Raw genomic sequence first — 24,268 nt, forward strand, 5'->3', positions numbered from 1 at the left:
CCACGCTCAGGAAGACCATAGAGGAAGGGATCAAACGTTATGATCAGGACATCAATGAACATGAAAGGCAGGTCCAGCAGATCATCATGGAGAATTACGGGGAACTCAATGAAAACCTGCGGAGCATCCCGGGCATCGGCCCGCGCAGCGCAGCACTGCTTATCATCCTGACGGACGGTTTCAGTCGGTTCGAGGGGTACAGGCAGCTGATATCATATTTCGGACTGGCGCCCAGGATATTCGAATCCGGTACCAGCGTAAAGGGAAAGGGACATATCTGCAAGATGGGGATGGGCCAGGTCAGAAAGGTGCTGTACATGGCGGCAATATCCGCCATCAGGAGCAACACCGCCTGCAGTGAGCTTTATGGGAGGTTGATGGAAAAAGGAAAGCCATACAAGGTCGCAATCATAGCAGTGGTGAACAAACTGATCAAACAGGCATTCGCCATCGCAAAATCTGGAAAGGGCTACATCGCAAAAGCGGCCTAATCAGAATATTATTTGGAGAAAATTTAATTTATTATTTGGATATATACACAGTTCATTGCGAGGAACGAAGCAATCTTTACACTAGGCGAAAGATTGCTTCGTCGTGCCTCCTCGCAATGACGCGAAAACCACCCGATGCCACCCCAATACCACCCTCCCAAAAACCTTACACCGAAAAATACCTCGTCAATTCTTCCAAAGTTTCCTTAGAAGTCACCAAATCCTTTTCCACCACGCCTTTATTCAGCGCAATAATCCTATCCGAGATCTCCACCGTATGCGACAAATCATGACTCGAAATCAAGATCGTCAAATCCTTTTTCTCCATCAATCCCCTGATCATATTCTTCAACCTGAACTGCGAGCTAGGATCCAGATTCGCAAAAGGCTCATCCAAGATCAACAGTTCCGGTTTCCCGATCAATGCCCCAACAATACCCACCTTCTTCTGATTCCCTTTCGACAGATCCCGTATAAACTTCTTCTTCCCCAAGATCTCCCCATTGAAAAATTCCTCATATGTTCCTACCTGCGCATCCACATCCTGTTTCGACAAACCCTGCAGCTCCCCCAGAAAATAAAAATATTCCTCCGCAGTCAAATACCCGATCAGAAAACTCTCATCCACAAAACATCCCGTAAAATCCTTCCATCGCTCACTCTCATTCACCTTCACCCCATTGATACTCACCTCTCCAGTTGAAGGTTGAATCAGATCCAACATCAAACTGAACAAGGTCGTTTTCCCGGCCCCATTATTCCCTACCAATCCTACACTCTCCCCTTTTTTGATATCCAAGCTCTCTACGCCCAATACCCTAACCCCATTATATACTTTTGATAAATTTTCTATATGTATCATCTTTACAATCTTTAAAATCCCATATTATTATAAAACCATTAATCCTTTTGCTTGAAGCCTTCCAGCATCACATAACGCTTCTCCACATACATCTCCGCGATCCCTTTGATGATGACTTTCCGCAATAGCAAGCCGATCAATCCTAAGGCGATCAACACCAGGTTTGCCGTATTCTGATCCTTTAGGAAAGAAACGCCGAACCAAATTAAGGTTGGAGCCAATAACAAAGGAATCCCCACCAACCATTGGGCCGCTCCGATTCCCTGATAATTGAAGGCACTACCGGCAGACAGATCAATCCGCTTTTTATTATAAGCACCAAAAAACAATATCACCGGAACATTAACGCCCACGTTATAAATCGCACATGCAAAATTGGTGTATACTTTATCCCAACCAAAATACAGATAAGGTGTACTCAAGACCATCAAGATCAATGCTGAACCATACATCAATACTGCTTTCGATTCCAAATATTTTTCCATAGTGATCGGTCTTGTTCTTAATAAAGGAAAATAGGAACTGTCCCAAGCCGGAATATACTGTCCGAAATTGATGATAAAGATCCCAGTGATCATCACCCCTACAAACACCATCATGTTGCCCCCATCAAACTTAGGATTGGTATAGAAGAACAAGCCATAAGCCAGAAAGGCCAGGCTCAACCATAGTGCAGATTTGGTTCGTTTATTTCTCCAGATCAGTTTGAGGTCCAGTTGCAGGAATGGCGCAAGCGCACCAAACCTACTAGTCCAGCTCAGATCTGCCGCACCAGAAAACCCTTGTTTTTCTTCCATATACGCATCCAAGTAGAGATTCTCCTTCAGATCTTTATAGGTTACCCAATACGAGGTAACCGCCAATATCACAGGGATCAGGCAAAGTATGGGATACTGGAGTACCGCATCGAAAAAGGAACCAAATAAGTTACTGAGGGAATAAAGGCCAAAATATTCGATCGCATACAATCCAAGGCAGATGACAATGAATGGGATCAGTGCTTTTAGGTTATTGGAAAATCTTTTCTGAACCCAAAAGATAAAAAAGTTGGATGAATATACTATTCCTGCTACAGCGATCAACCAGGCCAGCATCTGCGGCAAGCTGATACTTTGCATATGGTAACTGTAAATGGCAAAAGGCACAGCCGTTACCAAGGTCGGGAAATTATAGAAGGAATAGCTGGTTTTTGCCAACAGAAAATGCAGGATATTTTTGCGGGTTATCCTTTTGGTGAGTAAGGGCTTGATATCCATGACCGGGAGATTCTGCAGGAGAAACCGCATCACAAACTCTCCCACAAACCACAGTAACAGGAAACCATTTACCATTTTAATAGGCTGCTCACCAGGATAAACCTCCTCCATGATCGGATATAAAGCAATCCCCAACCCCAAAAAGCTGACAAGAAAGTAAACAGCCAAGAAGCCCAAGAATATTTTAACCCCCAAACCTCTACCCAAACTGGCAGAGCGAAAAAAGGATTTCCATTCTAACTTCAATAAACGAAAAAACATAAGCGTAGGTTATTTAGTAAATAATTTATTTAAGATAGTTATTTTATAGAGTTAGTTCCTAATATAGGACATATGTTACAAAATAAACTTATTTGGTTCGAGGTCTAAGTAAGATGATGGCGGCATGGAAGTAGGTTTTAAGTGTCTTTTAGCACTTACACCTCACTTACACCATACTTACACCTCACTATCATCTCGAAGCGATCTCGATGACAATATTGGTAAATCTTTACCCAATTCCAGCCGAATGAACATAAAAAAATCCCGTTATGCTTGGCATAACGGGATATATATCATTGAATTAAATTCAATTAAAATTTAGACCAGGTCATATATTGGCTGACACCTGTTCTAATTTTGTTTTTGGTAAAAAAGCAAAGCTATATGACAAAATTAGAATTATGGAAAGAAAACATCCAACGAATACAATTACAAATTAAAAACAATGTTGAAAAGCCTAGACCTAAATCAGATTTAAATACTGCGTTTGATGACTTCGGAGATATTAGATTCCAAAAACTATTTGTTAGTTATTTTGGGGATCTTCCTAATGTTTTCCACCAAGAAGAAATATCTTTCATGGAGGCTAATGATTATTTTAATATTAACTATCAAAATGAATTTAAAAACCATGCTTTTGAGGGGGGAATTAATGCCGAGGATTTCGATCAAGGAAAGCTAAGGTTGAAAGACTATTATTACTTTTTGTATGAGGATCTAATAGTGCACTTCGATGTAGGCAGAAGGATAACATATCTTTTTAAAAAGACTGATGTGGCAAAAGTGAAAGAGATTATAGACAGACTATCACAATTTTTTCACAGGAAAAAAGAAAAACCAGAAATCCATCTACTAGTCAATTCCAGAAATGGTATTGAAACTAAAAAATTAAATCTTACCAAGCCAAAAATGGATATTGAATCCAACTATAACAATGACTTTTTGCCTATACACGAAACCATATTTCGAAGACTTAATCAGAAAAACGACAAAGGTTTAGTGTTACTCCACGGTAAACCCGGCACTGGAAAAACTTCCTATCTTCGTTTTTTAGCCAGTACAATAAAGAAAAAGATTATTTTCATTCCACCTGATATGGCGGCTGCTATGACCAAACCTGATCTAATTTCCTTGCTCATGGACAACCGTAATTCTATCTTAGTCATCGAAGATGCAGAGAAAATTATATTAGAGAGGGATCTCAACGACCAGTCACCTGTTTCAACACTATTGAACCTCGCCGATGGCTTATTAGCAGATTGTCTTCACATTCAAGTAATCTGCTCATTTAACACTAATCTAGCCAATGTTGACAGAGCACTTTTACGCAAGGGTCGCCTCATTGCAAAATATGAATTTACGGAATTGCATGTTTCAAAAGCTCAAGCACTTTCCAACAAATTAGGTTTTAAAACACAAATTATTAATTCTATGACATTAACAGATATATATAACCAAGAAGAGCAGGAATTTATACCTAAGAAAGGAAAGACAAGTTTAGGGTTTGAAATAGGTTTAAATAGTAAATAAGGTTGCGAAAACTTCTAAGACGTATTGATTAATATTCATTATACAAAAATTTAATAAAAAAGTAAATTATGAATCAATTTGCTCATCAAGGCGATATACAATGGTTTAAAATTGATAAAGTTCCATCTGAAGCTAGAAAAGTAAACAAAAAGTTTATTTCGACTTCTGAACATTCCGCCTCCTTTCATGCATTATTTGGTGATTATGATATGTATGATTTGTATAATAGTTTTATCATTGAGACAAAAGAAGACTGTATTCTAAATCATTCTATATCAAACAATTTGGTAAACAACATATTAATGTTTGATAAAGCCGAGATCTTGGAAAAAAAAGATCATAGACACACGATTATCCCCAAAGGAATTTTTAGAGTTGGTATTCAACAAAGATTTGACCCGAGAGAAAATCATTTGCTTGCAGTTAGGGATTAAAAATATATTAAAACTTAACATTTGTTATGGAGAAAAAGAATGAAAAATACCTATATAATAGCACTGTCCTTAATAATATACTTCATGAATATAGGACCGTATTGATTAACAACCAGATCTGTAAGGAAGATTTTGAGCAAGGTATAAAATGGTTATATGAAAAGTTACTGCTTCGCGCCATTCCTAAAATTGGTTAGTACAGCGGTCTAGATTTAGGTTTGCTCAAAGATGTGAAATCAAGAAAGATAAATATCTTGACTGTAGATAATGCATTAAATAGATTTATGGATAATACTACAAGGAAATCTATTAAGCAATGGGATGATATACTTTTAAAAAGGACAATATCGGAACATCTTCATCTCAATCATAAACAATCAGTACAGGATATTATAATTAAATTTAGTAAAAACGGTAAAATCTTAAAAGGGAATTTAGAACGATTAGCTTTCCTGGATTTTCATATAAATTTGGGAGATTTTACTATCCCTGACTTTTCATACTTGAAAAAATTATTTTGTTCCGGTGTTTATAATGTTTTTTTCTGGGAAGATTTTGTACTGGCCATCCCTAACCCTATTATACGAGAGAATGAAGACTGCCAACTGCATTCTACGGTATATCCAGCTATAGAATGGCCGTTTGGAGGGAAGGCATATTATATACATGGAAGAGAAATGCCGGAATGGATATTCAGCTATTATGGAACTGATTTGCTATATCAAAGATTTTTAATGGAAAATAACGAAGATATCAGGTCGGGTATCATATCCTTTGTTAAAGAAAGAGTTGGCGAAAGGGGCTTATTGGATTTTTTACAGGCAGAATTAATAGACGAGAAATTAGTAGAACACAATTCAGAATATACAGAAGTTTTAAGGTTATACAAGAGTAAAGAAAAATTTGATTATTTGCAGGATCGACGAGGAAGATCTGGTCAACCATACTGCTGGAGTGAATTTACTTGTCCTAGCACAGGAGCTACCTACCTCATTGATAATTCTGCAGATTTTAAAGATGCTCTTAAAGCTGCCAAATTTTTAAGACCAAGCTTTGTTCCAGAATACGTAGAATATCGATGGTCACATGATGCAAGCTGATAATTTTTAACATGCTGAACAAAAATATTATACGCGAAATAATCAGTAATACCCGCTTTCAATTTCTTATCGGAATTGAGTATTTTGGCTCTGAGCCAGAAAGGAGAATTTATGACTCACTCTTTGAGGCAGGAATAGAGTGGCTATTTTCCTATCGTTTGGGCAAACCTAAGCCGAAAGTGGTTTACTGCGAGAATTTCAATTTTTTGAAAAAAGAAAAGTTCGATATATATCTTCATCATAATCTGATAAAAGAAACCATACGTAATGCTATTTTTCTTCGCCCTGAAGAATATTTGCACTTTAAAAAATGTCACAATCTTGATGAGCTAATAGAAACTGAATTCAATAAACCATTTTATTCTACGGAAGGATTAAGGTTTGATCTTTTCAATACGATTTCCAGGATGTTGTATCAATTGGAGAAAAGCAGTTTCAATTTAGTGGAGCTGCTCCGTGAAGTGATGGAGTATACTATTTGTAAAAGTATTCACCAATATGACGCGTATAGTAAAAATTTAAAAGAAAGGTTTTTGGTTCATGAAGAGAGTCTGCAACACGCAAGAAATTTATGCAATGCAGAGATATTCCATGTCTTCTTTGGTAAAAACGTTGTCTACGCCTTAAGATATCCCTATTTTAAATTTTCGCAAAGGAAAAAATTAACATCACTTCTAAATGGCTCTGGGGGAGAATCTTCCTTCAAAACATTTCTTCCCCGTTTCTATTGGCCTTACGGTCCAAAGATTTATGCATCAGAAACACAGGTATTACCTAGTTGGATTTTCAATGAATATATGCAGGAAGGCTACTTCCGGAAAATCATGGATGTAAATGATATTGAAATTCGGGACGGTTTAGTTGGTATGATTAAGAGAGATAAAGGAAATCAAGAACTTTTCGATTTTATACAAAGAAATTTGGGAGACAATTGTATTGCAGCATACTATTATTTATTGCTTACCGATAAAAAAACACAACGAGATGAAGTTTTTTTAAATTCCATTATCGCACGCTTGACAAGGGGTGAAATAGATAAGAATTTAAGAAATTTTATTGAAGCTGGTTTTGGAAAAGAGGAAATAGTAGAATATTATATGCGATACTTTAAAATAGAAAAAGTATGGGAATTATTGTCTTGATTGTCCAAAAGTTTTTAATAAACTTGAAGTGTTAATCTAATTGTGACATAGTTTGACTGAGTTTCATCTTAATTTAGTAGTTAATTAAAGAATAGCCGAAAAATCAATAAAGTAGGTTAAATTTTAAAAATAAAATTATGGCATATTATTATTGCGAATATTGTGGGAATAAACAATCCAGTGTCCAAGCTCTGATGAACGGATATTGCTTTAAGCATCCTAACGGTGCGAACAAAGGTAGGCACAAATTATATGAAGGCAGCGAAAAATCTAAATATACCTGCAAGTATTGTGGTTCGAGCCAAACCAGTATCCAAAACCTTACCAATGGTTACTGTTTCAGGCATCCCAATGGGGCTAATAAAGGTATGCATTCACCAGCTTTGTAGTTAATAATTCACAGTAGAAGTTTATTTAAAAACTAACCACTAAATAAATTTACGACCATTATACCTTAAATAGTTATTCAATGAATTATAGACATATTTTTAATTATTAATCTAAAAGAATGAAAAATTTAGCAAGAGATCCTTGGTTGGGGGAGGATTTTAATAATCAACCAAATCGATTGATGATCATTGGGGAAAGCCATTATGCAGTAGATAAATACGGTGAATTTTGTCAAGTAGCCTATGATGAGTTTACACAAAAAAGAAATTCTACTCAATGGATTATAGAATCCTTAATCAAGGGTGAAAAAACCTGGAAGGTTTTTGATAATTTGTACAGAGCATTATATGGTACAAAGGATATTAATATAGAAAAGTTTTGGACTAAAGTTGGTTTTTATAATTTTATTCAGGAACCTATGAAATTAAAAACAGAAAGACCATCTAAACAACATTTTTTACATGGATTTGAGTGTTTAAAAAGCCTGATCGTTAATGATGAATTTGCTACTGCACTATTTCTAGGAACATCAGCTACCCAATATTACAAGAAATTTGAAGAAGAAATTTTTTCTGAAGCACTTCATAAATGTACACATTGGGACAAAGTTACTGACAACCGTAGGTCTTATGTCTATGAATTGAGATATAACGACAAAGTTTACAAATTAATCTTCATAGCTCATCCGAGTCAATATTTCCAATGGAATGCATGGAATGATTATCTTAATAAAATTATTCCAGAACAAATACCACTTTTGAAATAATTAATGCTTCCGATTGAAAAATTAAATACGATAAATAAATTCAAACGGATTTACCTTTAATGGTTAAAACTTGAAGAGATAAAAAAAATCAAAAGATTATCATCTTAATTATCAATACTATACAATCCAAAAGCTTAAAATCTTTTGGATTGTATAATTTTAATTTCAACTAAGCCATGATTTGTCCGCCTTAAGTGACATCTTTGAAAAAGGATATGAGTCACGCTAAGCTGAAACATGAATATCACCAATATATAATAATTTCAAATATTAATCAAAAATGTCTTCTCGATTTAATATCTGAAGTTCCATTGACCTTATAGATTATTTATTATCAGCGGAGTGAAATTATGGATCATATAAAAAATGCGATTATTTGTTTTTGAATTTAAAACTATCTTAATGAAAAAGCTATATCTTGATGATATTCGTCCTATCCCTAATGGATATTTTGGGGCACGTTCATACGCAGAGTTTGTCAAATATATTGAAAAAAATGGTTTACCTGATTTCATTTCATTTGATCACGATTTGGGATTAGAAAAAAGTGGATATGACTGTGCTATTTGGTTAGTTAATTATTGTATGGATAATGTTTTGATGCTACCTGACTTTGAGGTGCATAGTCAAAATCCTGTTGGAAAAGAAAATATTTCATCATTACTCTATAATTTTAAAATTAAAGGATATAGTAGATAGTAATGAACGATTTTTATTTAACTCAACCAAGTGATTAAAATAGTGGTCAAATTACTTTGTAATTATTAAATTCAACTTATTTTCCTATTATGTCAAAAAGAGAATCGATAGCAAGATACAGTCTCATTATTAAAAAATTACGGAAGCACCCAGCTTCATTTTCTGATATTGAGGAATATTTGGCATTGGAATCAGAAATTCAAGCTTACAATTTTAACATTTCAAAACGTACATTTCTACGAGACAGAGAAGATATTCGTTCTTTGTATAATATTGAAATTTTGTATGATTTCTCTAAAAAAGTTTATTTCATAGACTTTGATGATCAACCAGAAGTCAGTGAAAGAATTTTGGAAGCTTTTGAAATTTTTAATGCATTGAATGTAGCCGATAGGCTATCTAACTACATTCATTTTGAAAAGCGGAAACCTCATGGCACTGAGCATCTAAATGGCATATTACATGCTATAAAAAATCATTTTCAAATAAAATTTGTGTATCGAAAATATTGGGATGATGAATTAACTGAGCGTACTGTAGAGCCTCTTGCTCTTAAAGAATTTAAAAATAGATGGTATGTTTTATCAAAAGATTTTGATGATAACACAATAAAGAGTTTTGCGCTTGATCGTTTAGCAGATTTGGAAATTTCTAAACGAAAGTTTAATTTTCCTAAAGATTTTGATGTCATTGAACATTATAAATACTGCTTTGGCATAATCAGTCCGAATGGACATCTACCAGAAGATGTTATACTTTCATTTAATGCATTTCAAGGAAAATACATCAAATCGTTACCTTTGCACGATTCTCAAGAAATATTATTGGATAATCAAGATGAACTTAGAATACGACTAAGACTATTTATTACTCATGATTTTTTTATGGAATTATTATCTTTTGGACAAAATCTTAAAGTTCTATCTCCCCAAACTTTGATAGATGATTTAATTTCTACAAGTAAAAATATTCAAAGGATGTACGATTAGTAAAATTACATAAATAATAGATGAAGAAAATTAGATTCTTTTATATTATTAAACACAAAAAATCCCGTTATGCTTGGCATAACGGGATATATATCAAGAAAATCCTTTTATAATTTCAGAATTACCTTTTTAAAAAGGTAATTCAGGATTAATCTTCCAATAAGAATGGATAACGGTAATCTGTATCCGGGTTGAAAGTTTCTTTGATTGTTCTTGGAGAAACCCAACGTAATAGGTTGATCATGGAACCAGCTTTATCGTTTGTACCAGAACCTCTTGCACCACCGAATGGCTGCTGTCCTACTACTGCACCTGTACATTTATCATTGATGTAGAAGTTACCTGCTGCATTACGTAAATAATGAGTCGCTTCTTCAACTGCATAACGATCCTGTGCAATGATAGATCCTGTTAATGCATAGATCGAAGTAGTATCTACCAATTTCAAGGTATCTTCCCATTTTTTGTCATCATATACGTAAATGGTCAATACTGGACCGAACAATTCTTCGCTCAATGTTTCGTAATCACCTTTTTTAGCAACAATAACTGTAGGGTTGATGAAGTATCCTTTAGATTTATCATAATCACCACCAATAACTACTTCCGCATCTTTAGATTCTTTTGCACGGTCGATGTATTTTGTGATCTTATCAAACGCTTTCTCATCGATCACCGCATTGATGAAATTACTGAAGTCTTCCGTTCCACCAATTCTGAAGGATTTGATGTCTCTTTCCATCATTTTCTTCAACTCTTTCCACAATGATTTCGGTACATAAGCACGAGAAGCCGCAGAACATTTTTGTCCTTGGTATTCAAAAGCACCACGAACCAATGCCGTGTTCAACACTTCGATATCCGCAGAAGGGTGAGCTAAGATAAAATCCTTACCACCTGTTTCACCAACAATACGTGGATAGGTTTTGTACAAGTGGATGTTCTCACCAATCGTTTTCCAGATATCCTGGAATACGCCAGTAGAACCTGTAAAGTGGATACCAGCGAAATCAGGGTGTTTGAAGATTACATCTCCAGCATCAGGACCTGATACATAAACCAAGTTGATTACCCCATCAGGTACTCCCGCTTCTTTGAAGATCTGCATCAACACGTTCGCCGAGTAGATCTGTGCATTGGATGGTTTCCAAACCACTACGTTACCCATCATCGCCGCACTGGTAGGTAAGTTACCGGCAATTGCAGTAAAATTGAATGGCGTTAAAGCAAAAACAAATCCTTCCAACGGACGTTGCTCTACCCTATTCCATACATTCTTCGGGCTGATCGGCGGTTGTTGCTGATAGATCTCCGACATGTATTTCACATTGAATCGCAAGAAATCAGCGATTTCACAGGCAGAGTCAATCTCCGCTTGGTAAGCGTTTTTAGATTGGCCTAACATGGTTGCCGCGTTCAATTTGTAACGGTATTTGCTAGAGATCAATTCGGCAGCTTTCAAGAAGATCGCAGCACGTTGTTCCCATGGAAGGTTTTCCCAAGCCGATTTAGCAGCCAAAGCTGCATCAATTGCATCTTTTACATGGGCTTTCGTGCCTTGGTTATAATATCCCAACACATGTTTGTGATCGTGTGGAGGTGTTAATTTTACTTTTTTACTTGTAGTAACCTCTTCCGAACCAATATACATAGGTACATCAATTTCTGTTGCACGAGCGGCAGCGATAGCTTCTTTTAACAAGCTTCTTTCTTTACTTCCTGGAGCATAAGAATATACCGGCTCATTGGTTGGAGTAGGTACATTAAAGAATCCTTTTAACATAGTTCTATATCCTTTTTTATCTATTTATATTCTAAAAAAAATTTTTCGCACTAAGTTACGCATATTATCAGGCATTTATATAACATATTCGGACTTATCATTAACATATTTTGGTTAAAGATGGTGGGATGAAAGCGCTATGATTAGCTAAAATATGTTAATGATAGATAATAGATGATAGTGGAAGATTATAGATGATAGATGTGAGATGATAGACCTTGGGTGTGTTAATAGGGTTTGTTAGTAGGGCGAGGTAGCGGGGCGTGGTTGTGGGACGAGGTCGTGGGGTGTGGATGGAGTTGTGTTGGACTTGGTGGTGGACGTGGTGGGGAGCCGCGTCATTGCGAGGAACGAAGCAATCTTTCCGCATGTCATGCTGAGCGCAGTCGAAGCATCTACATTTGGTACCCGTTCAGATCCTTCGACGAAGCTCAGGATGACAAAGTCCAAAGATTGCTTCCTCGTACCTCCTCGCAATGACGCAGCACCTCCTCGCAATGACGAAGATGATCCAAAAAAACAAAGCAAAAAAACATCAAAAAAAAAGCGGACAATATCTGTCCGCTTTACCATATCTATTATCTAATGTCTATTATCTAATATCTAAAGACTATTTCTTCGCTGCCGCGTAACGCTCTGCTACTGCATCCCAATTTACTACATTGAAGATAGCATCAAGATAAGCTGGGCGTTTGTTCTGATATTTTAAGTAATAAGCGTGTTCCCAAACATCGATACCAAAGATTGGCGTACCTTGAACTTCAGCTACATCCATCAAAGGATTATCTTGATTAGGCGTAGAAGTAACCGCTAATTTACCATCTTTACCAACGATCAACCAAGACCATCCAGAACCGAAACGGGTTGCACCAGCTTCTTGAAGTTTTTTCTTCAATTCATCAAATGAACCGAATGTTTCATTGATTGCATCAGCTAATTCACCAGTTGGTTCACCACCTGCGTTAGGACCTAAAACTGTCCAGAACAATTGGTGATTAAAGTGACCACCACCGTTGTTACGAACAGCAGCTGGGTACTTAGAAATATTCGTGATGATATCCTCTAATGAAGCATTTTCTGCATCTGTTCCTGCGATTGCTTTGTTTAAGTTATCTACGTATGCTTGGTGGTGACGATCATGGTGGATTTCCATGGTTTCTGCGTCAATATGTGGTTCTAATGCGTTGTTAGCGTAGGGTAACGCTTCTAATTGAAATGCCATAATATTATTATTTTTGATGTTATTAATTTATGTACGAATATAACAATTAATGCCCGGTATAGTTTGCTTTCGGGCCTTAATTATTGGTCGATTCATCGTTTTTGACGAAAAAATGATGTCATCAATTCTGCACATTCTTTTTCCAGTACACCGGAAACAATGGTGGTCTTTGGATGGATGATTTTATCCTGAATAACGGAATACCCTCTTTTGATATCCTTGGCTCCATAGACAATTTTGCTGATCTGCGTCCAGTAACTGGCACCGGCACACATCACACAAGGCTCAATGGTGACATATAAGGTACAATCGCGCAGGTATTTTCCGCCCAAGAAATTGGCAGCAGCCGTAAAGGCCTGCATTTCGGCATGCGCCGTTACATCATTCAGTTTTTCGGTTAGGTTGTATCCTTTACCAATGATCTTTCCATTGGCCACAACAATGGCACCTATTGGGATCTCATCCTCTTCGGCCGCCCGCTTGGCCAATTTCAGGGCTTCCATCATGTACTGTTCATCCACATTGGGAACAGCAGCTAAAGGATCATCTTCAAAATTATAGATCTTCATTATATTAATTTGGAGCCATTGGGAACAGGACGTTCGACGGTTGTTAGGATGATATCACCGTTTTCATCGGCAAAGCCGGTTACCAGGCATTCGGACATGAAGTTGGCAATTTGTTTCTTTGGAAAATTAACTACTGCCAGCACCTGTTTTCCAATCAGTTCTTCTTTGGAATAATGGGCAGTGATCTGCGCAGAGGATTTCCTAATTCCGATTTCAGGCCCAAAATCTACCTCCAATTGGTAGGCTGGCTTTTTAGCTTTCGGAAAATCATGGGCGCTCCTGATCGTTCCTACCCGTAAATCCACCTGTTCAAAATCCTCCCAGGAAATCAGTTTCTCCGACATCTTACAAGCGATTGGAATCCAAGTCCACCATTTCTTTTGATAAGGTGAAAATGACGTAATCAATATTTCTATTTAGACGAACAGCCAGGCGTTTTAAAAGTTCATCCTCTTGACCATCCTGAAACTGTAGATCCTCTTCAGTTAAGGTATTATACTTTCTTTTTAATTTTAGTTTTAGAACTGGCCAATCTTTCGCCTGAATCTTGAAATTATACATGAGTTTAACGCTTATTTGATAAAATCTTACTACTTTAGTAATTGGAAATAGTAAATATATTAATTTTTTAATATGAAAAAAATCATACTAGGAGTTGCTGCATTGCTATTCTGTGTGCAGGCGAGTCAAGCTCAATTATTACCGAGCTTAAAGTTAGGTGTTAAAGGGGCATTGAATTTCTCAAGCCTAAAATCAGATGGAAAATGGTTAAACTCAGACACTAAGACCGGGTATCAGTTGGGTGTTTGGGGACGTGTTGGAGCAGCCGGATTCCATGTTCAACCGGAGCTGTATTATACCCAGAAAAAAGCAGGTTTTAAGGACCAAGAAAATAATGAAGAAGGAGAAGCTACATTAAAAAGCATGGATCTTCCGATTTTATTGGGAACCAAGATTGGATTAGGGCCTTTGGGCGTGCGTATTCAAGCTGGACCGGTATTTTCCTTTGCCCAAGATGGTAAAGTGGATTTCAACAGTGCAACAGATTTTGAGAACTACAAAAAATCTTCTACAGGAATCATCGGCGGTATTGGTGCAGATATCAAAAGCATCACGATCGACTTGCGTTATGAACATGGATTGAACAATATCAGTCAAGAAAGCAATAGAAGCCAGAAGATCAGCATGTGGTCTATTGGTCTAGGATATTCCTTTTTATAAAAAGGCTCAGGACAGGTGTAGGCATAGCCCTTCATCACCTAAAAAAACAACAATGGCTAGATTTGTTATCAAATCTGGCCATTGTTGTTTATAAAACATTAGAACCATTCTAAATTAGTGGAAATTTGAACATAATTCCGTGTTATGTGTCACCAATTGAATAGATTTGCGAAACTAAATTAAATTCATAGTAATAATGAGTAAATCAAAGCCAGTATTAACATCTTCATTAGGGAAGAAACTAATCATGAGCTTGACAGGATTGTTCTTATGTACGTTCTTAATAGTCCATTTGATTGGTAACTTACAACTATTTAAAGATGACGGGGGATATGCGTTCAACAATTATGCATATTTCATGACCCACTTTACCCCAATTAAAGTAGTATCCTACTTACTTTACGCTTCTATTATCATCCATGCAGTTTATGCCTTGATCTTAACGCTTAAGAACAAGTCGGCACGTCCTATTGGTTACAACCAGTATGATGGCAAGGCAAATAGCGCTTGGAATTCTCGCAACATGGGAATCTTGGGTACTGTTCTATTAGTTTTCATTGTTACCCACATGCAAAACTTTTGGTACCAATACAAATTCGGTACGACTCCATATGTGGAGTACCACACGGAATTGGCAACTGGAAACAGGGAGACCATCTTTGCTGAAAATGTACCTGCAGACTACACAGGCTATGTAACTTATGTAAACGATGGTATCGAAACGGTAAAATCTAAGGATCTTTACAAGCAGGTAGAAGTGACATTCCAGAACCCATTATTGGTAGGATTATATGTTTTAGGAATGGCAGCATTGTCTTTCCATTTGATCCATGGATTCCAATCGGCATTCCAAACGATTGGTTTCAACCATAGACGTTACAATGGAATCATCAGAGGCTTAGGCGTTTGGATCTTCGGTATCATCATCCCGATCCTATTCGCATCCATGCCATTGTATTTTTATTTTGTTAAATAGGTTATTTACAGATTCAGCTTTCGCGAGATCTACTAAATAAATAAGAGAATATGTTAGATTCAAAAGTACCTGCAGGCCCACTGGCCGAAAAATGGTCAAAACATAAATTTGATATGAAGCTGGTTAACCCAGCCAACAAACGTAAATTCACCATTATCGTTGTTGGTACCGGATTGGCTGGAGCTTCAGCTGCGGCTTCTTTAGCCGAACTAGGTTACAATGTAAAGACTTTCTGTTACCAAGATTCACCAAGACGTGCACACTCGATTGCAGCGCAAGGGGGTATCAATGCAGCAAAAGATTACCAAAACGACGGTGACTCTGTTTTCCGTCTTTTCTACGATACGATCAAAGGTGGTGACTACCGTGCTCGTGAGGCAAACGTTTATCGTTTGGCACAGGTATCTGTAAACATCATCGACCAATGTGTGGCTCAAGGTGTGCCTTTTGCCCGCGAATACGGAGGTTTATTGGATAACCGTTCCTTCGGTGGTGCGCAGGTATCCCGTACCTTCTATGCACGTGGTCAAACTGGACAACAATTATTGTTAGGCGCTTATTCTGCTTTGAACCGTCAGATCCAAAAAGGAAAAGTAGAATCCTACACACGCCATGAAATGTTGGACATCGTGAAAATCAATGGCGAAGCAAAAGGGATCATTACGCGTGACATGGTTACCGGAAAGATCGAATCCCATGCTGGACATGCGGTATTATTATGTACTGGTGGTTATGGAAACGTATTTTTCCTTTCAACCAATGCGATGGGCTGTAATGTTACAGCAGCTTGGAGAGCACACAAACGTGGTGCATTCTTCGCTAACCCATGTTATACACAAATCCACCCTACTTGTATCCCTGTAACGGGAGACCACCAATCAAAATTAACCTTGATGTCGGAGTCTCTTCGTAACGATGGCCGTGTATGGGTTCCAAAAACTATTGAACTTTCGGAAAAACTTCGCAAAGGCGAAATCAAACCTAAAGATATTAAAGAAGACGATCGCGATTACTTCTTGGAAAGAAAATACCCTTCCTTCGGTAACTTGGTACCACGTGACGTGGCATCTCGTAATGCGAAAGAAATGGTCGATGAAGGACGTGGTGTTGGTAAATCGGGTGTAGCGGTATTCTTGGATTTCGCGGATGCGATCAACCGTTTAGGTAAAGATACAGTAGAGGCGAAATATGGTAACTTGTTCGACATGTATTACCAAATCACCGACGAAAACCCTTATGAGCAACCAATGCGTATCTACCCTGCGGTACACTATACCATGGGTGGTGTTTGGGTTGACTATAACCTAATGACTACGGTCCCTGGTTTATACTGTTTGGGAGAAGCTAACTTCTCGGATCACGGCGCGAACCGCTTAGGTGCTTCGGCATTGATGCAAGGTCTTTCTGATGGTTACTTTGTAATCCCTTACACTGTTGGAGATTACTTAGCAAAAATCGGAAACTTTAATCCTGTAGATCAGAATAATCCTGCTTTCGAGCAAACCCGCAAAGAGGTAGAGGATTATGTCAATAAACTATTATCCTTGAAGGGTAGCAAAACTGTAGATGATATCCACAAGAAATTAGGCCACATTATGTGGGAATACTGTGGAATGGCTCGTACAGCAGAAGGATTGACCAAAGCAAAAGGATTGATCCAGGAGCTACGCAAAGAGTTTTGGTCTGATGTATGTGTTCTTGGTAAGAACGAAGAGTTGAACATGTCCCTTGAAAAAGCGGGTCGTGTAGCTGACTTCTTGGAACTTGGAGAACTGATGGTTGTGGATGCCCTAGAACGTAATGAGTCTTGTGGTGGTCACTTCCGTTTAGAATCACAAACAGAAGACGGAGAGGCAAAACGTGACGATGAAAACTACGCATACGTAGCAGCTTGGGAATACAAAGGGGAAAACCAACCTGAAGTATTGCACAAGGAAGAGTTAGTATTCGAAAACGTTAAGTTAACACAAAGAAGTTATAAATAAGCGATAGGCGCGTCCTATTGTTACTCAATATTACAATTATGAGTGGACATTTAAATTTAACGCTAAAGATTTGGCGTCAAAAAAATACAAACGATAAAGGTCAATTCGTAACCGTTCAAGCGAAAGACATCGCAGATGATATGTCCTTCCTAGAAATGTTGGACGTGGTAAACGAAGATTTAACCCGCAAAGGCGAAGACCCTATATATTTCGACCACGACTGTCGCGAAGGTATCTGTGGAATGTGTTCCTTAGTGATCAACGGACGTCCGCATGGTCCTAAATACGGCATCACTACCTGTCAATTGCACATGCGTTCCTTCCATGATGGGCAAACTATCGTGATCGAACCTTGGCGTGCAGCAGCTTTCCCAGTATTGAAAGATTTAGCAGTAGATAGAACATCATTTGACCGCATCCAACAGGCTGGTGGGTATATAAACATCAATACCGGTGGTGCGCAAGACGCAAACAATATCCTTATCCCTAAACGAGTAGCTGACGAGGCTTTCGAATCGGCTACCTGTATCGGATGTGGTGCTTGTGTGGCGGCATGTAAAAATGCTTCTGCGATGTTGTTCGTATCGGCAAAAATATCCCAATTCGCCTTGTTGCCACAAGGACAGACCGAACGTTATGAGCGTGCTCAGGCGATGGTTGACCAAATGGATGCTGAAGGCTTCGGTAACTGTACAAACACAGGAGCTTGTGAAGCGGAATGTCCAAAAGGTATCAAATTAACAAATATCGCAAGAATGAACCGTGAATACTTCACCGCGAAATTCTTCCGTCAAGAAGATGTTCACGCTTAGTTAAAACGGTACATCTTTATAAAGTCCTCGCAATAAATATTGCGAGGACTTTTTTATTAATTATATTTACGGTCAGATTATAGCTGAATGGGTAATAAAATACGGATTCTACTTTTGATTTTAACGGTTTCCTTCTTGGTAACCGCAATTACCATCAACAATATCGTCACCAAAGATGATATGTTGGAATTGGACACTCGAACGGTGGCCAACAACATTCACGATTATGAAGATATGGTGGATGATATTTTCAACGATGAAAATATCATGAAAGCCTTCTCCAATGTAGAACTCTATCCAAGCCAGGTATTGGAATTCACGGAAAAGCAGTCAGAAAAAAACCGCTTGTATTTTTACATCTACAAGGATAATAAACCAGTTTTTTGGAGCAATAACCATTACGTACCAGTTACAGACAAAGGGCTTCAGACGGATGTGTCTTTTCACAAAGCCGATAATCGGGCATATGTCGTTAAGCGGAAGAAACTAAACGAACGTATGACCGTGCTGAGTTTAATTCCGGTGAACACCAATTTTCCCTTCAACAACGAATACCTCATCAATATATTTTCCACTAAATTGATCAGCACGAACAATTTGGAAGTGGCAGAATATAATGACAAAGAAACGGTCAAGAACATCTACAGTAAGAATGGATCTTATTTATTTTCCGTAAAACTGAAGGAAGGTAAACAGGATAACCTCTACATGACCATACAGTTCATCTGTTGGGTATTCGCTTCTATCTGTTTTATCATTCTTGTAAACAATATATGTCTGATGTTGGCGAAAAATGGTAGACCCTGGTTTTCCATCTTATTCTTTGCCATCACGCTAGCCTTAACAAGGGTGGTCGATCTGAACACGAACTGGTTGAGTGCGCAGTCTTCCATGGGGCTTTTTGACCCAAAATATTATGCCTATAGTCCGATATTGCCGAATTTATGGGCATTCTTTATGACGACCATCAGTGTGGTCTGGTTGGTATTCTACATCCGTTCCATCCAACCTTACCTCAAGATCCCTTTAAGGAAATTATCGCCCTACTTGATCAATACCTTGGCATTGCTGGGTATCCTGAGTATTTATATCATCAGTAATCTGTTGTTCTTTCACCTTTCAACGTTGATTACCAATAGTTCGGCCGTAACTTTAGACCTGACGAATCTATTATCCTTTAGTCAGTATAGCTGGTTGAATATCCTGATCATGTGTATCAACATGGTCATCCTTTTATATTTTATTGATTCTATTGTTGGGATTATAAAATCCATACTGCCCAATACAACCTCCTTTCTGAACATACAATTGATCGCCTTGGTATCAGCCATTATCATCAATGCGTTGATTATTGGGGAGAACACCTTTTTCAACATCTTTTTGGCAGGTGTGATTATGCTACGGGCCTATAGTAAGGTTCGCGTAAGTCTCACCATGTCTACCTTTATCCTTACCTTGGTATTCTTGGCCTTCATGACGACTTCGGTCTATATGCGGAGCTTACATGATAAGATGGAGCGGGAGATGAGAATCACGCTGAACCAATTGGAAGCCGAGGATGACCTGAACGCCACCGCATTGTTTGTGGATATGGAACAAAGGATAATTCAGGATAATCAACTGAGAAAGTCCTTGACCTATATGCTCCAACAGCAGGATAGGGAAATCCTGAATACAACTAGCATTAATAATTACCTTAAGGCAAATTATTTCAGTGGATACCTTTCCAAGTTTGAATTCAATTCCTACTTCTACCTGAATAATGTGCCATTGGAGAATTATCCGAACGATAAGATCGAGGAATATCGGGAAAAGGTAATCAACAAATCGACCAAGGTTCCCCAAACCGAGCATTTTTATCGTTTGCGGAGTGAACTGGGGACACATGAATATTTTCTTCAGTTTGATATCCCATTGGAAGGAAGGGAAGATGAAACGGTTCAGGTCTTTTTAAACTTCAAGAATAGAGCATTTGGAACTGCCCTACCCTATCCTGAGATCCTTGTTGACAGCAAGATCGAATTCATTCGAAATTACCATATCAATTCCTCCTCCTTTGCGCTTTACCGGGATGGTAATCTTTTGACCCAGAATGGTTCTTTTACCTATCCGAATAAGGACACAAACTTTGGCGGAGAAATCCAACAATACGAGAATATTGAGGATTTCAATGGCTATTTCCATGTGGTCTATAAACCCGACCAGCATTCTACTTTGGTGGTCAGTTCACCATTGATGACCTTCTGGCAATCGGTGGCTATTTTTTCTTTCCTTTTTCTGTCTTTGTACATCTTTTTCCTTTTGTTCAATACGGTTCGGTATATTACTTCCACGATTGCCCAAAAATCGTTCAACTTTTTAAGTATAAAGTACCATTTCAAATTGATCATCAATAGGATACAGTACAGTACCAGGATTCAAACGATGATTGTTGGTGTGGTGATTTTTGCCGTTGTCATCTCGGGATTTATTTCCTTTATCAGTATCAATAGGCAATTTGAAAAATCGAAGATCCAACAGCGGCAGGCCTATATCTTAGATGTGGTCAAGAAAATCGAAAACAGATTGGAAACAACCTGGGAAGATTCGGAGGCCCAAATCCGAGAGATTGTAAGACAACTATCGGAGACCACGGTTACCGATTTCAACCTATATGACAAGAACGGGAAGTTACAATTTACGACCCAATCACGGATCTACGACACCAACCTACTTTCCAACTTCATGAATCCATTGGCGTTCAATGCACTCAATGTAGCCAAGAAAACAGATGCCTATATTCCTGAACGGATAGTACGGTTCAACTACAACGCCAGTTATGCTACCATCAGGAACAACGACTTTAACACTTTAGTGTTTTTGAGCATTCCATATTTCACCTCTCAGGAGGAAGAAAATAGGAGTCAGAACCTGTTATTGAATACCTTATTGAATATCTATACCATCATTGTATTGGGGATGGGTTTTGTGACGGTATTGGTTGCCAATTCCATTACCAAACCATTGAGTTTAATCGGAAGAAAATTGTCGGAGACGATATTTAGTAACAAGCCCAATGAACCACTATATTGGGAGCGGGATGATGAAATTGGTGCATTGGTGAAGGAATATAACTTCATGATCGTGAAGTTAGAGGAGAATGCGAAACAGCTGAAGAATACTGAGCGGGAATATGCCTGGAGGGAAATGGCCAGACAGATTGCACATGAGATCAAGAATCCGTTGACACCGATGAAATTAGGAATTCAGATGCTCTCGAGGAGCTATAGTGAAAATGACCCTCGATTTGAAGAAAGGTTCCATAAATTTTCCAATTCCTTTATTGAGCAGATCAATAGTTTATCGCGGATTGCGACAGAGTTTTCGAATTTCGCGAAACTTCCGGATACGGAATTGGCCAAGATCAATATCATTGAGAAGATCAATAAATCTGCGAATGTTTTCCACAATAGCCATAATACGTACATTAAGGTAATCAATAATACGGAAGATGAGCATATCTGGGTGTATGGGGATAGGGATCAATTATTGAGGACCTTTAATAATTTGATTAAAAACTCCATTGAGGCATCTATTACGAGGAAGAAACATTTGATCAGTATTATTCTGGAATATCCTGATCAGGAACATGTGAAGATTACGGTAAAGGATAATGGAATGGGTATTCCGGCGGAGGTATTACCAAAGATTTTCCAACCTAATTTTACAACGAAAAGTTCCGGAACGGGATTGGGATTGGCCTTTGTGAAGAAAACGGTGGAGTCTATGAAAGGGGATATTACGTTTAAGACTTTTGAAGGGATAGGAACTACCTTTACGATTGTCCTGCCTTTGTTCAAGGACTCGGATATGGAGTAGGAACGTCATTGCGAGGAGGTACGACGAAGCAATCTTCAACGTCATTGCGAGGAGGCACGACGAAGCAATCTTCCCTCATGTCATGCTGAGCGCAGTCGAAGCATCTGTTCGTAAGTAACCGTACAGATCCTTCGACGATGCTCAGGATGACAAAGTCCAAAGATTGCTTCGTTCCTCGCAATGACGTAGAGTTCCCCACAATGACGTGATGCAGAGCCATACTTAAAAACTATGGTGTAGTATTAGCGACCGGCAAGACCTTGCCATTATAATATTTATTACCGTTCTGCGCAAACTCAGCAACATATCTTCCCATCTCAAAGGCTAATGTACCTGCTTCAACACCTGGAAACGCCGCCTCAAACATCTCTGTCTGCGACGACCCTAAAGCAAGACAATTAACCTGGATATTCCTATCCTTAAATTCCTCCGCCAAACACTCCGTCAAAATCGACAAAGCGCCTTTACTGGAAGAATACGCAGAAAGACCGGGAAATTTGGAAGACCCCTGAAAACCACCCATACTGGAAATATTCACGATATGCCCACCATTTGTCATCAGAGGTACGATATTCCTGATCATATTCACATGTCCGATCAGATTGGACTGCAGCATCTGTGCAAAATCCTCCGCAGTAGATTCCAAAAATGGCTTATTGATCAATGCTCCGGCATTGTTGATCAGGATATCCACCGTACCGAATTTTGATTGGATAAATGGCACTAAAGAATCCGGATAATTATCATATACAATATCAAATTGGGCAGGATACAATTTCCCACCATCATGATTCAACGAGCTTGCAATTTCATGTAATTTTCGAAGTTTATCTGCTGATCTTGCCAACGCAATTACCTGATGATCCTTATTTGCGGTTAAATCCAGCACAGCTTCAAAACCAATCCCGCTGCTTGCTCCTGTGATAACAATATTTGCCATTATTCTTCTTCTTTATCGATTTCTGCCTCTACTTCTTTAGCCGATGGTAAGCGATCGGCCCCTAAACGTTGAGGTCTAAAAATATAATAGATCCCACTTGATGCAACGATCAAGGAGATGATATAAAATGTCATGGAAATGATTAAAGAGAAATGCCTATCAAGCCCTAAATAATCAGTAAGAGATAACATCGCATAATCCCGAACCCCTGCAGCTCCTCCGATGGATGGTATAATAGCCGTCAGTGAGGTCACCATAAATATGAATATGTAGGGCGAAAACTTATCTTCAAATCCGATGGAATATAAGATACAGATTACAGCTACTGCCTGAAAACCCTGAACAAATAATGCCTTGAGATGCGTGATCACAAAGTTCGCTAGAAATTCCTTGAAGAATAAACGGAGCACATAGAGGTAACTAATTGTTCCGATGAGCAATACCGCAATAGTAACCGAATTAGGAATAGCAAAACGCGGCATAAAAATAATAAGTGCTCCTGAGACAATCCCTAATGCCCAAAGACCACTCAATCGATCAAAAAACACGGCCCCCAATACTTTCTTCCTCGATATATTAAAATTCTTCTTGATAAAAAAGATCTTATAGCCATCGCCTCCAATTCCACCAGGCAAAAAGAAATTATATAATAGGCCTAATAAATACAAACGGAAATTATAACGCTCAGGTAGATTCAACCCAATCGCCTTAAAGAAAGAATTTAACCGGGATGACGCAATAACGATGGAAATAAAATAGAAAATTAGCGCCAAGAGCAGGTACAAAGGATTACTGGAAAGCAGCGCTTCCTTTACCTCCTGGATATCTTTTGGATCCAATTTGCTGAACAACCAGTAAAAAGCGCCCACAGTAATGAGTACTTTCAGCAAATTTTTACTAATGGCCCAAATCTTTGTTTTATCCATTTTAAAATATTTTTTTTAAAGCATCGGATAGATGCGGGAATAGAGCATGATCAAAT

General features: G+C 38.2%; 23 protein-coding genes. 14 read left to right on the plus strand and 9 right to left on the minus strand.

Going from position 1 to position 24,268, the window contains the following annotated elements; genetic code table 11:
* Positions 1-491 (plus strand): transposase (locus tag CRJ00_RS03060; protein WP_144038088.1); only part of this gene is annotated, 491 nt, incomplete at its 5' end.
* A 166-nt stretch (positions 492-657) separates the two neighbouring features.
* Here CRJ00_RS03060 and CRJ00_RS03065 read toward each other — a convergent pair.
* Both CRJ00_RS03065 and CRJ00_RS03070 read right to left on the minus strand, forming a co-directional pair.
* On the minus strand, positions 658-1,353 hold the full coding sequence (locus tag CRJ00_RS03065; protein ID WP_099365421.1) for an ABC transporter ATP-binding protein: 696 nt from the start codon (positions 1,351-1,353) through the stop codon (positions 658-660).
* A 38-nt stretch (positions 1,354-1,391) separates the two neighbouring features.
* Positions 1,392-2,870 (minus strand): DUF5687 family protein, encoded by a 1,479-nt coding sequence (locus tag CRJ00_RS03070; protein ID WP_099365422.1) that lies wholly within the window; start codon positions 2,868-2,870, stop codon positions 1,392-1,394.
* A gap of 384 nt (positions 2,871-3,254) precedes the next feature.
* Between CRJ00_RS03070 and CRJ00_RS03075 the strand changes: the two genes are divergently transcribed.
* From CRJ00_RS03075 to CRJ00_RS03110, 8 genes are all read left to right on the plus strand, one after another.
* Positions 3,255-4,400 (plus strand): AAA family ATPase, encoded by a 1,146-nt coding sequence (locus tag CRJ00_RS03075; RefSeq protein WP_099365423.1) that lies wholly within the window; start codon positions 3,255-3,257, stop codon positions 4,398-4,400.
* 68 nt (positions 4,401-4,468) lie between these two features.
* Positions 4,469-4,834 (plus strand): hypothetical protein, encoded by a 366-nt coding sequence (locus tag CRJ00_RS03080; protein WP_099365424.1) that lies wholly within the window; start codon positions 4,469-4,471, stop codon positions 4,832-4,834.
* Between the two features lie 26 nt (positions 4,835-4,860).
* Positions 4,861-5,031, plus strand: a complete 171-nt coding sequence (locus tag CRJ00_RS18760; RefSeq protein WP_180268407.1) for a hypothetical protein — start codon at positions 4,861-4,863, stop codon at positions 5,029-5,031.
* Between the two features lie 33 nt (positions 5,032-5,064).
* Positions 5,065-5,934 (plus strand): hypothetical protein, encoded by an 870-nt coding sequence (locus CRJ00_RS03085; RefSeq protein WP_180268408.1) that lies wholly within the window; start codon positions 5,065-5,067, stop codon positions 5,932-5,934.
* 11 nt (positions 5,935-5,945) lie between these two features.
* The gene (locus tag CRJ00_RS03090; RefSeq protein ID WP_099365426.1) at positions 5,946-7,076 is read left to right on the plus strand and encodes a hypothetical protein; all 1,131 of its coding nucleotides are present in this window, start codon (positions 5,946-5,948) and stop codon (positions 7,074-7,076) included.
* Between the two features lie 508 nt (positions 7,077-7,584).
* A complete protein-coding gene (locus tag CRJ00_RS03100; protein WP_099365428.1) occupies positions 7,585-8,232 on the plus strand; it encodes a hypothetical protein in 648 nt (215 codons plus the stop codon).
* Positions 8,233-8,634: 402 nt separating this feature from the next.
* Positions 8,635-8,931, plus strand: coding sequence for a cyclic-phosphate processing receiver domain-containing protein (locus CRJ00_RS03105; RefSeq protein ID WP_099365490.1), 297 nt, complete (start codon positions 8,635-8,637; stop codon positions 8,929-8,931).
* Between the two features lie 89 nt (positions 8,932-9,020).
* Entirely contained in the window at positions 9,021-9,920 is a 900-nt protein-coding gene (locus tag CRJ00_RS03110; RefSeq protein ID WP_099365429.1) for a helix-turn-helix transcriptional regulator, read from the plus strand.
* A 148-nt stretch (positions 9,921-10,068) separates the two neighbouring features.
* Here CRJ00_RS03110 and pruA read toward each other — a convergent pair whose 3' ends face one another.
* The 5 genes from pruA to CRJ00_RS03135 all read right to left on the minus strand — a co-directional run bounded on the left by pruA (position 10,069) and on the right by CRJ00_RS03135 (position 14,055).
* Positions 10,069-11,703, minus strand: coding sequence for an L-glutamate gamma-semialdehyde dehydrogenase (gene pruA / locus CRJ00_RS03115; protein ID WP_099365430.1), 1,635 nt, complete (start codon positions 11,701-11,703; stop codon positions 10,069-10,071).
* 610 nt (positions 11,704-12,313) lie between these two features.
* Entirely contained in the window at positions 12,314-12,925 is a 612-nt protein-coding gene (locus CRJ00_RS03120; RefSeq protein ID WP_099365431.1) for a superoxide dismutase, read from the minus strand.
* Between the two features lie 92 nt (positions 12,926-13,017).
* Entirely contained in the window at positions 13,018-13,494 is a 477-nt protein-coding gene (locus CRJ00_RS03125; RefSeq protein WP_099365432.1) for a nucleoside deaminase, read from the minus strand.
* Positions 13,494-13,838 carry a tRNA-binding protein gene (locus tag CRJ00_RS03130; protein ID WP_099365433.1) on the minus strand — a complete coding sequence of 115 codons (345 nt, stop codon included), beginning with the start codon at positions 13,836-13,838 and terminating at the stop codon, positions 13,494-13,496. The genes CRJ00_RS03125 and CRJ00_RS03130 overlap by 1 nt, the downstream gene beginning before the upstream one ends.
* Position 13,839: 1 nt before the next feature.
* Positions 13,840-14,055: a hypothetical protein gene (locus tag CRJ00_RS03135; protein ID WP_099365434.1), complete on the minus strand. Its 216-nt coding sequence runs from the start codon at positions 14,053-14,055 to the stop codon at positions 13,840-13,842.
* Between the two features lie 72 nt (positions 14,056-14,127).
* Here CRJ00_RS03135 and CRJ00_RS03140 point away from each other — a divergent pair, with 72 nt between their 5' ends.
* From CRJ00_RS03140 to CRJ00_RS03160, 5 genes are all read left to right on the plus strand, one after another.
* Positions 14,128-14,715 carry a porin family protein gene (locus CRJ00_RS03140; protein ID WP_099365435.1) on the plus strand — a complete coding sequence of 196 codons (588 nt, stop codon included), beginning with the start codon at positions 14,128-14,130 and terminating at the stop codon, positions 14,713-14,715.
* A 196-nt stretch (positions 14,716-14,911) separates the two neighbouring features.
* Positions 14,912-15,691 (plus strand): succinate dehydrogenase cytochrome b subunit, encoded by a 780-nt coding sequence (locus CRJ00_RS03145; RefSeq protein WP_099365436.1) that lies wholly within the window; start codon positions 14,912-14,914, stop codon positions 15,689-15,691.
* A 50-nt stretch (positions 15,692-15,741) separates the two neighbouring features.
* Positions 15,742-17,676, plus strand: a complete 1,935-nt coding sequence (locus CRJ00_RS03150; protein WP_099365437.1) for a fumarate reductase/succinate dehydrogenase flavoprotein subunit — start codon at positions 15,742-15,744, stop codon at positions 17,674-17,676.
* Positions 17,677-17,714: 38 nt separating this feature from the next.
* Positions 17,715-18,488 (plus strand): succinate dehydrogenase/fumarate reductase iron-sulfur subunit, encoded by a 774-nt coding sequence (locus CRJ00_RS03155; RefSeq protein ID WP_099365438.1) that lies wholly within the window; start codon positions 17,715-17,717, stop codon positions 18,486-18,488.
* Positions 18,489-18,575: 87 nt separating this feature from the next.
* Positions 18,576-22,346, plus strand: coding sequence for a sensor histidine kinase (locus tag CRJ00_RS03160; protein ID WP_099365439.1), 3,771 nt, complete (start codon positions 18,576-18,578; stop codon positions 22,344-22,346).
* Between the two features lie 229 nt (positions 22,347-22,575).
* Here the strand turns inward: CRJ00_RS03160 and CRJ00_RS03165 are convergent, their stop codons facing one another.
* Entirely contained in the window at positions 22,576-23,286 is a 711-nt protein-coding gene (locus tag CRJ00_RS03165; protein WP_099365440.1) for an SDR family NAD(P)-dependent oxidoreductase, read from the minus strand.
* Entirely contained in the window at positions 23,286-24,212 is a 927-nt protein-coding gene (locus CRJ00_RS03170) for a lysylphosphatidylglycerol synthase transmembrane domain-containing protein (RefSeq protein WP_099365441.1), read from the minus strand. Before CRJ00_RS03170 ends, CRJ00_RS03165 begins: the two co-directional genes overlap by 1 nt.
* Positions 24,213-24,268 lie beyond the last annotated feature (56 nt).

The sequence above is a fragment of the Sphingobacterium sp. 1.A.4 genome, assembly GCF_002734245.1.
Taxonomy (GTDB): Bacteria; Bacteroidota; Bacteroidia; order Sphingobacteriales; family Sphingobacteriaceae; genus Sphingobacterium; species Sphingobacterium tenebrionis.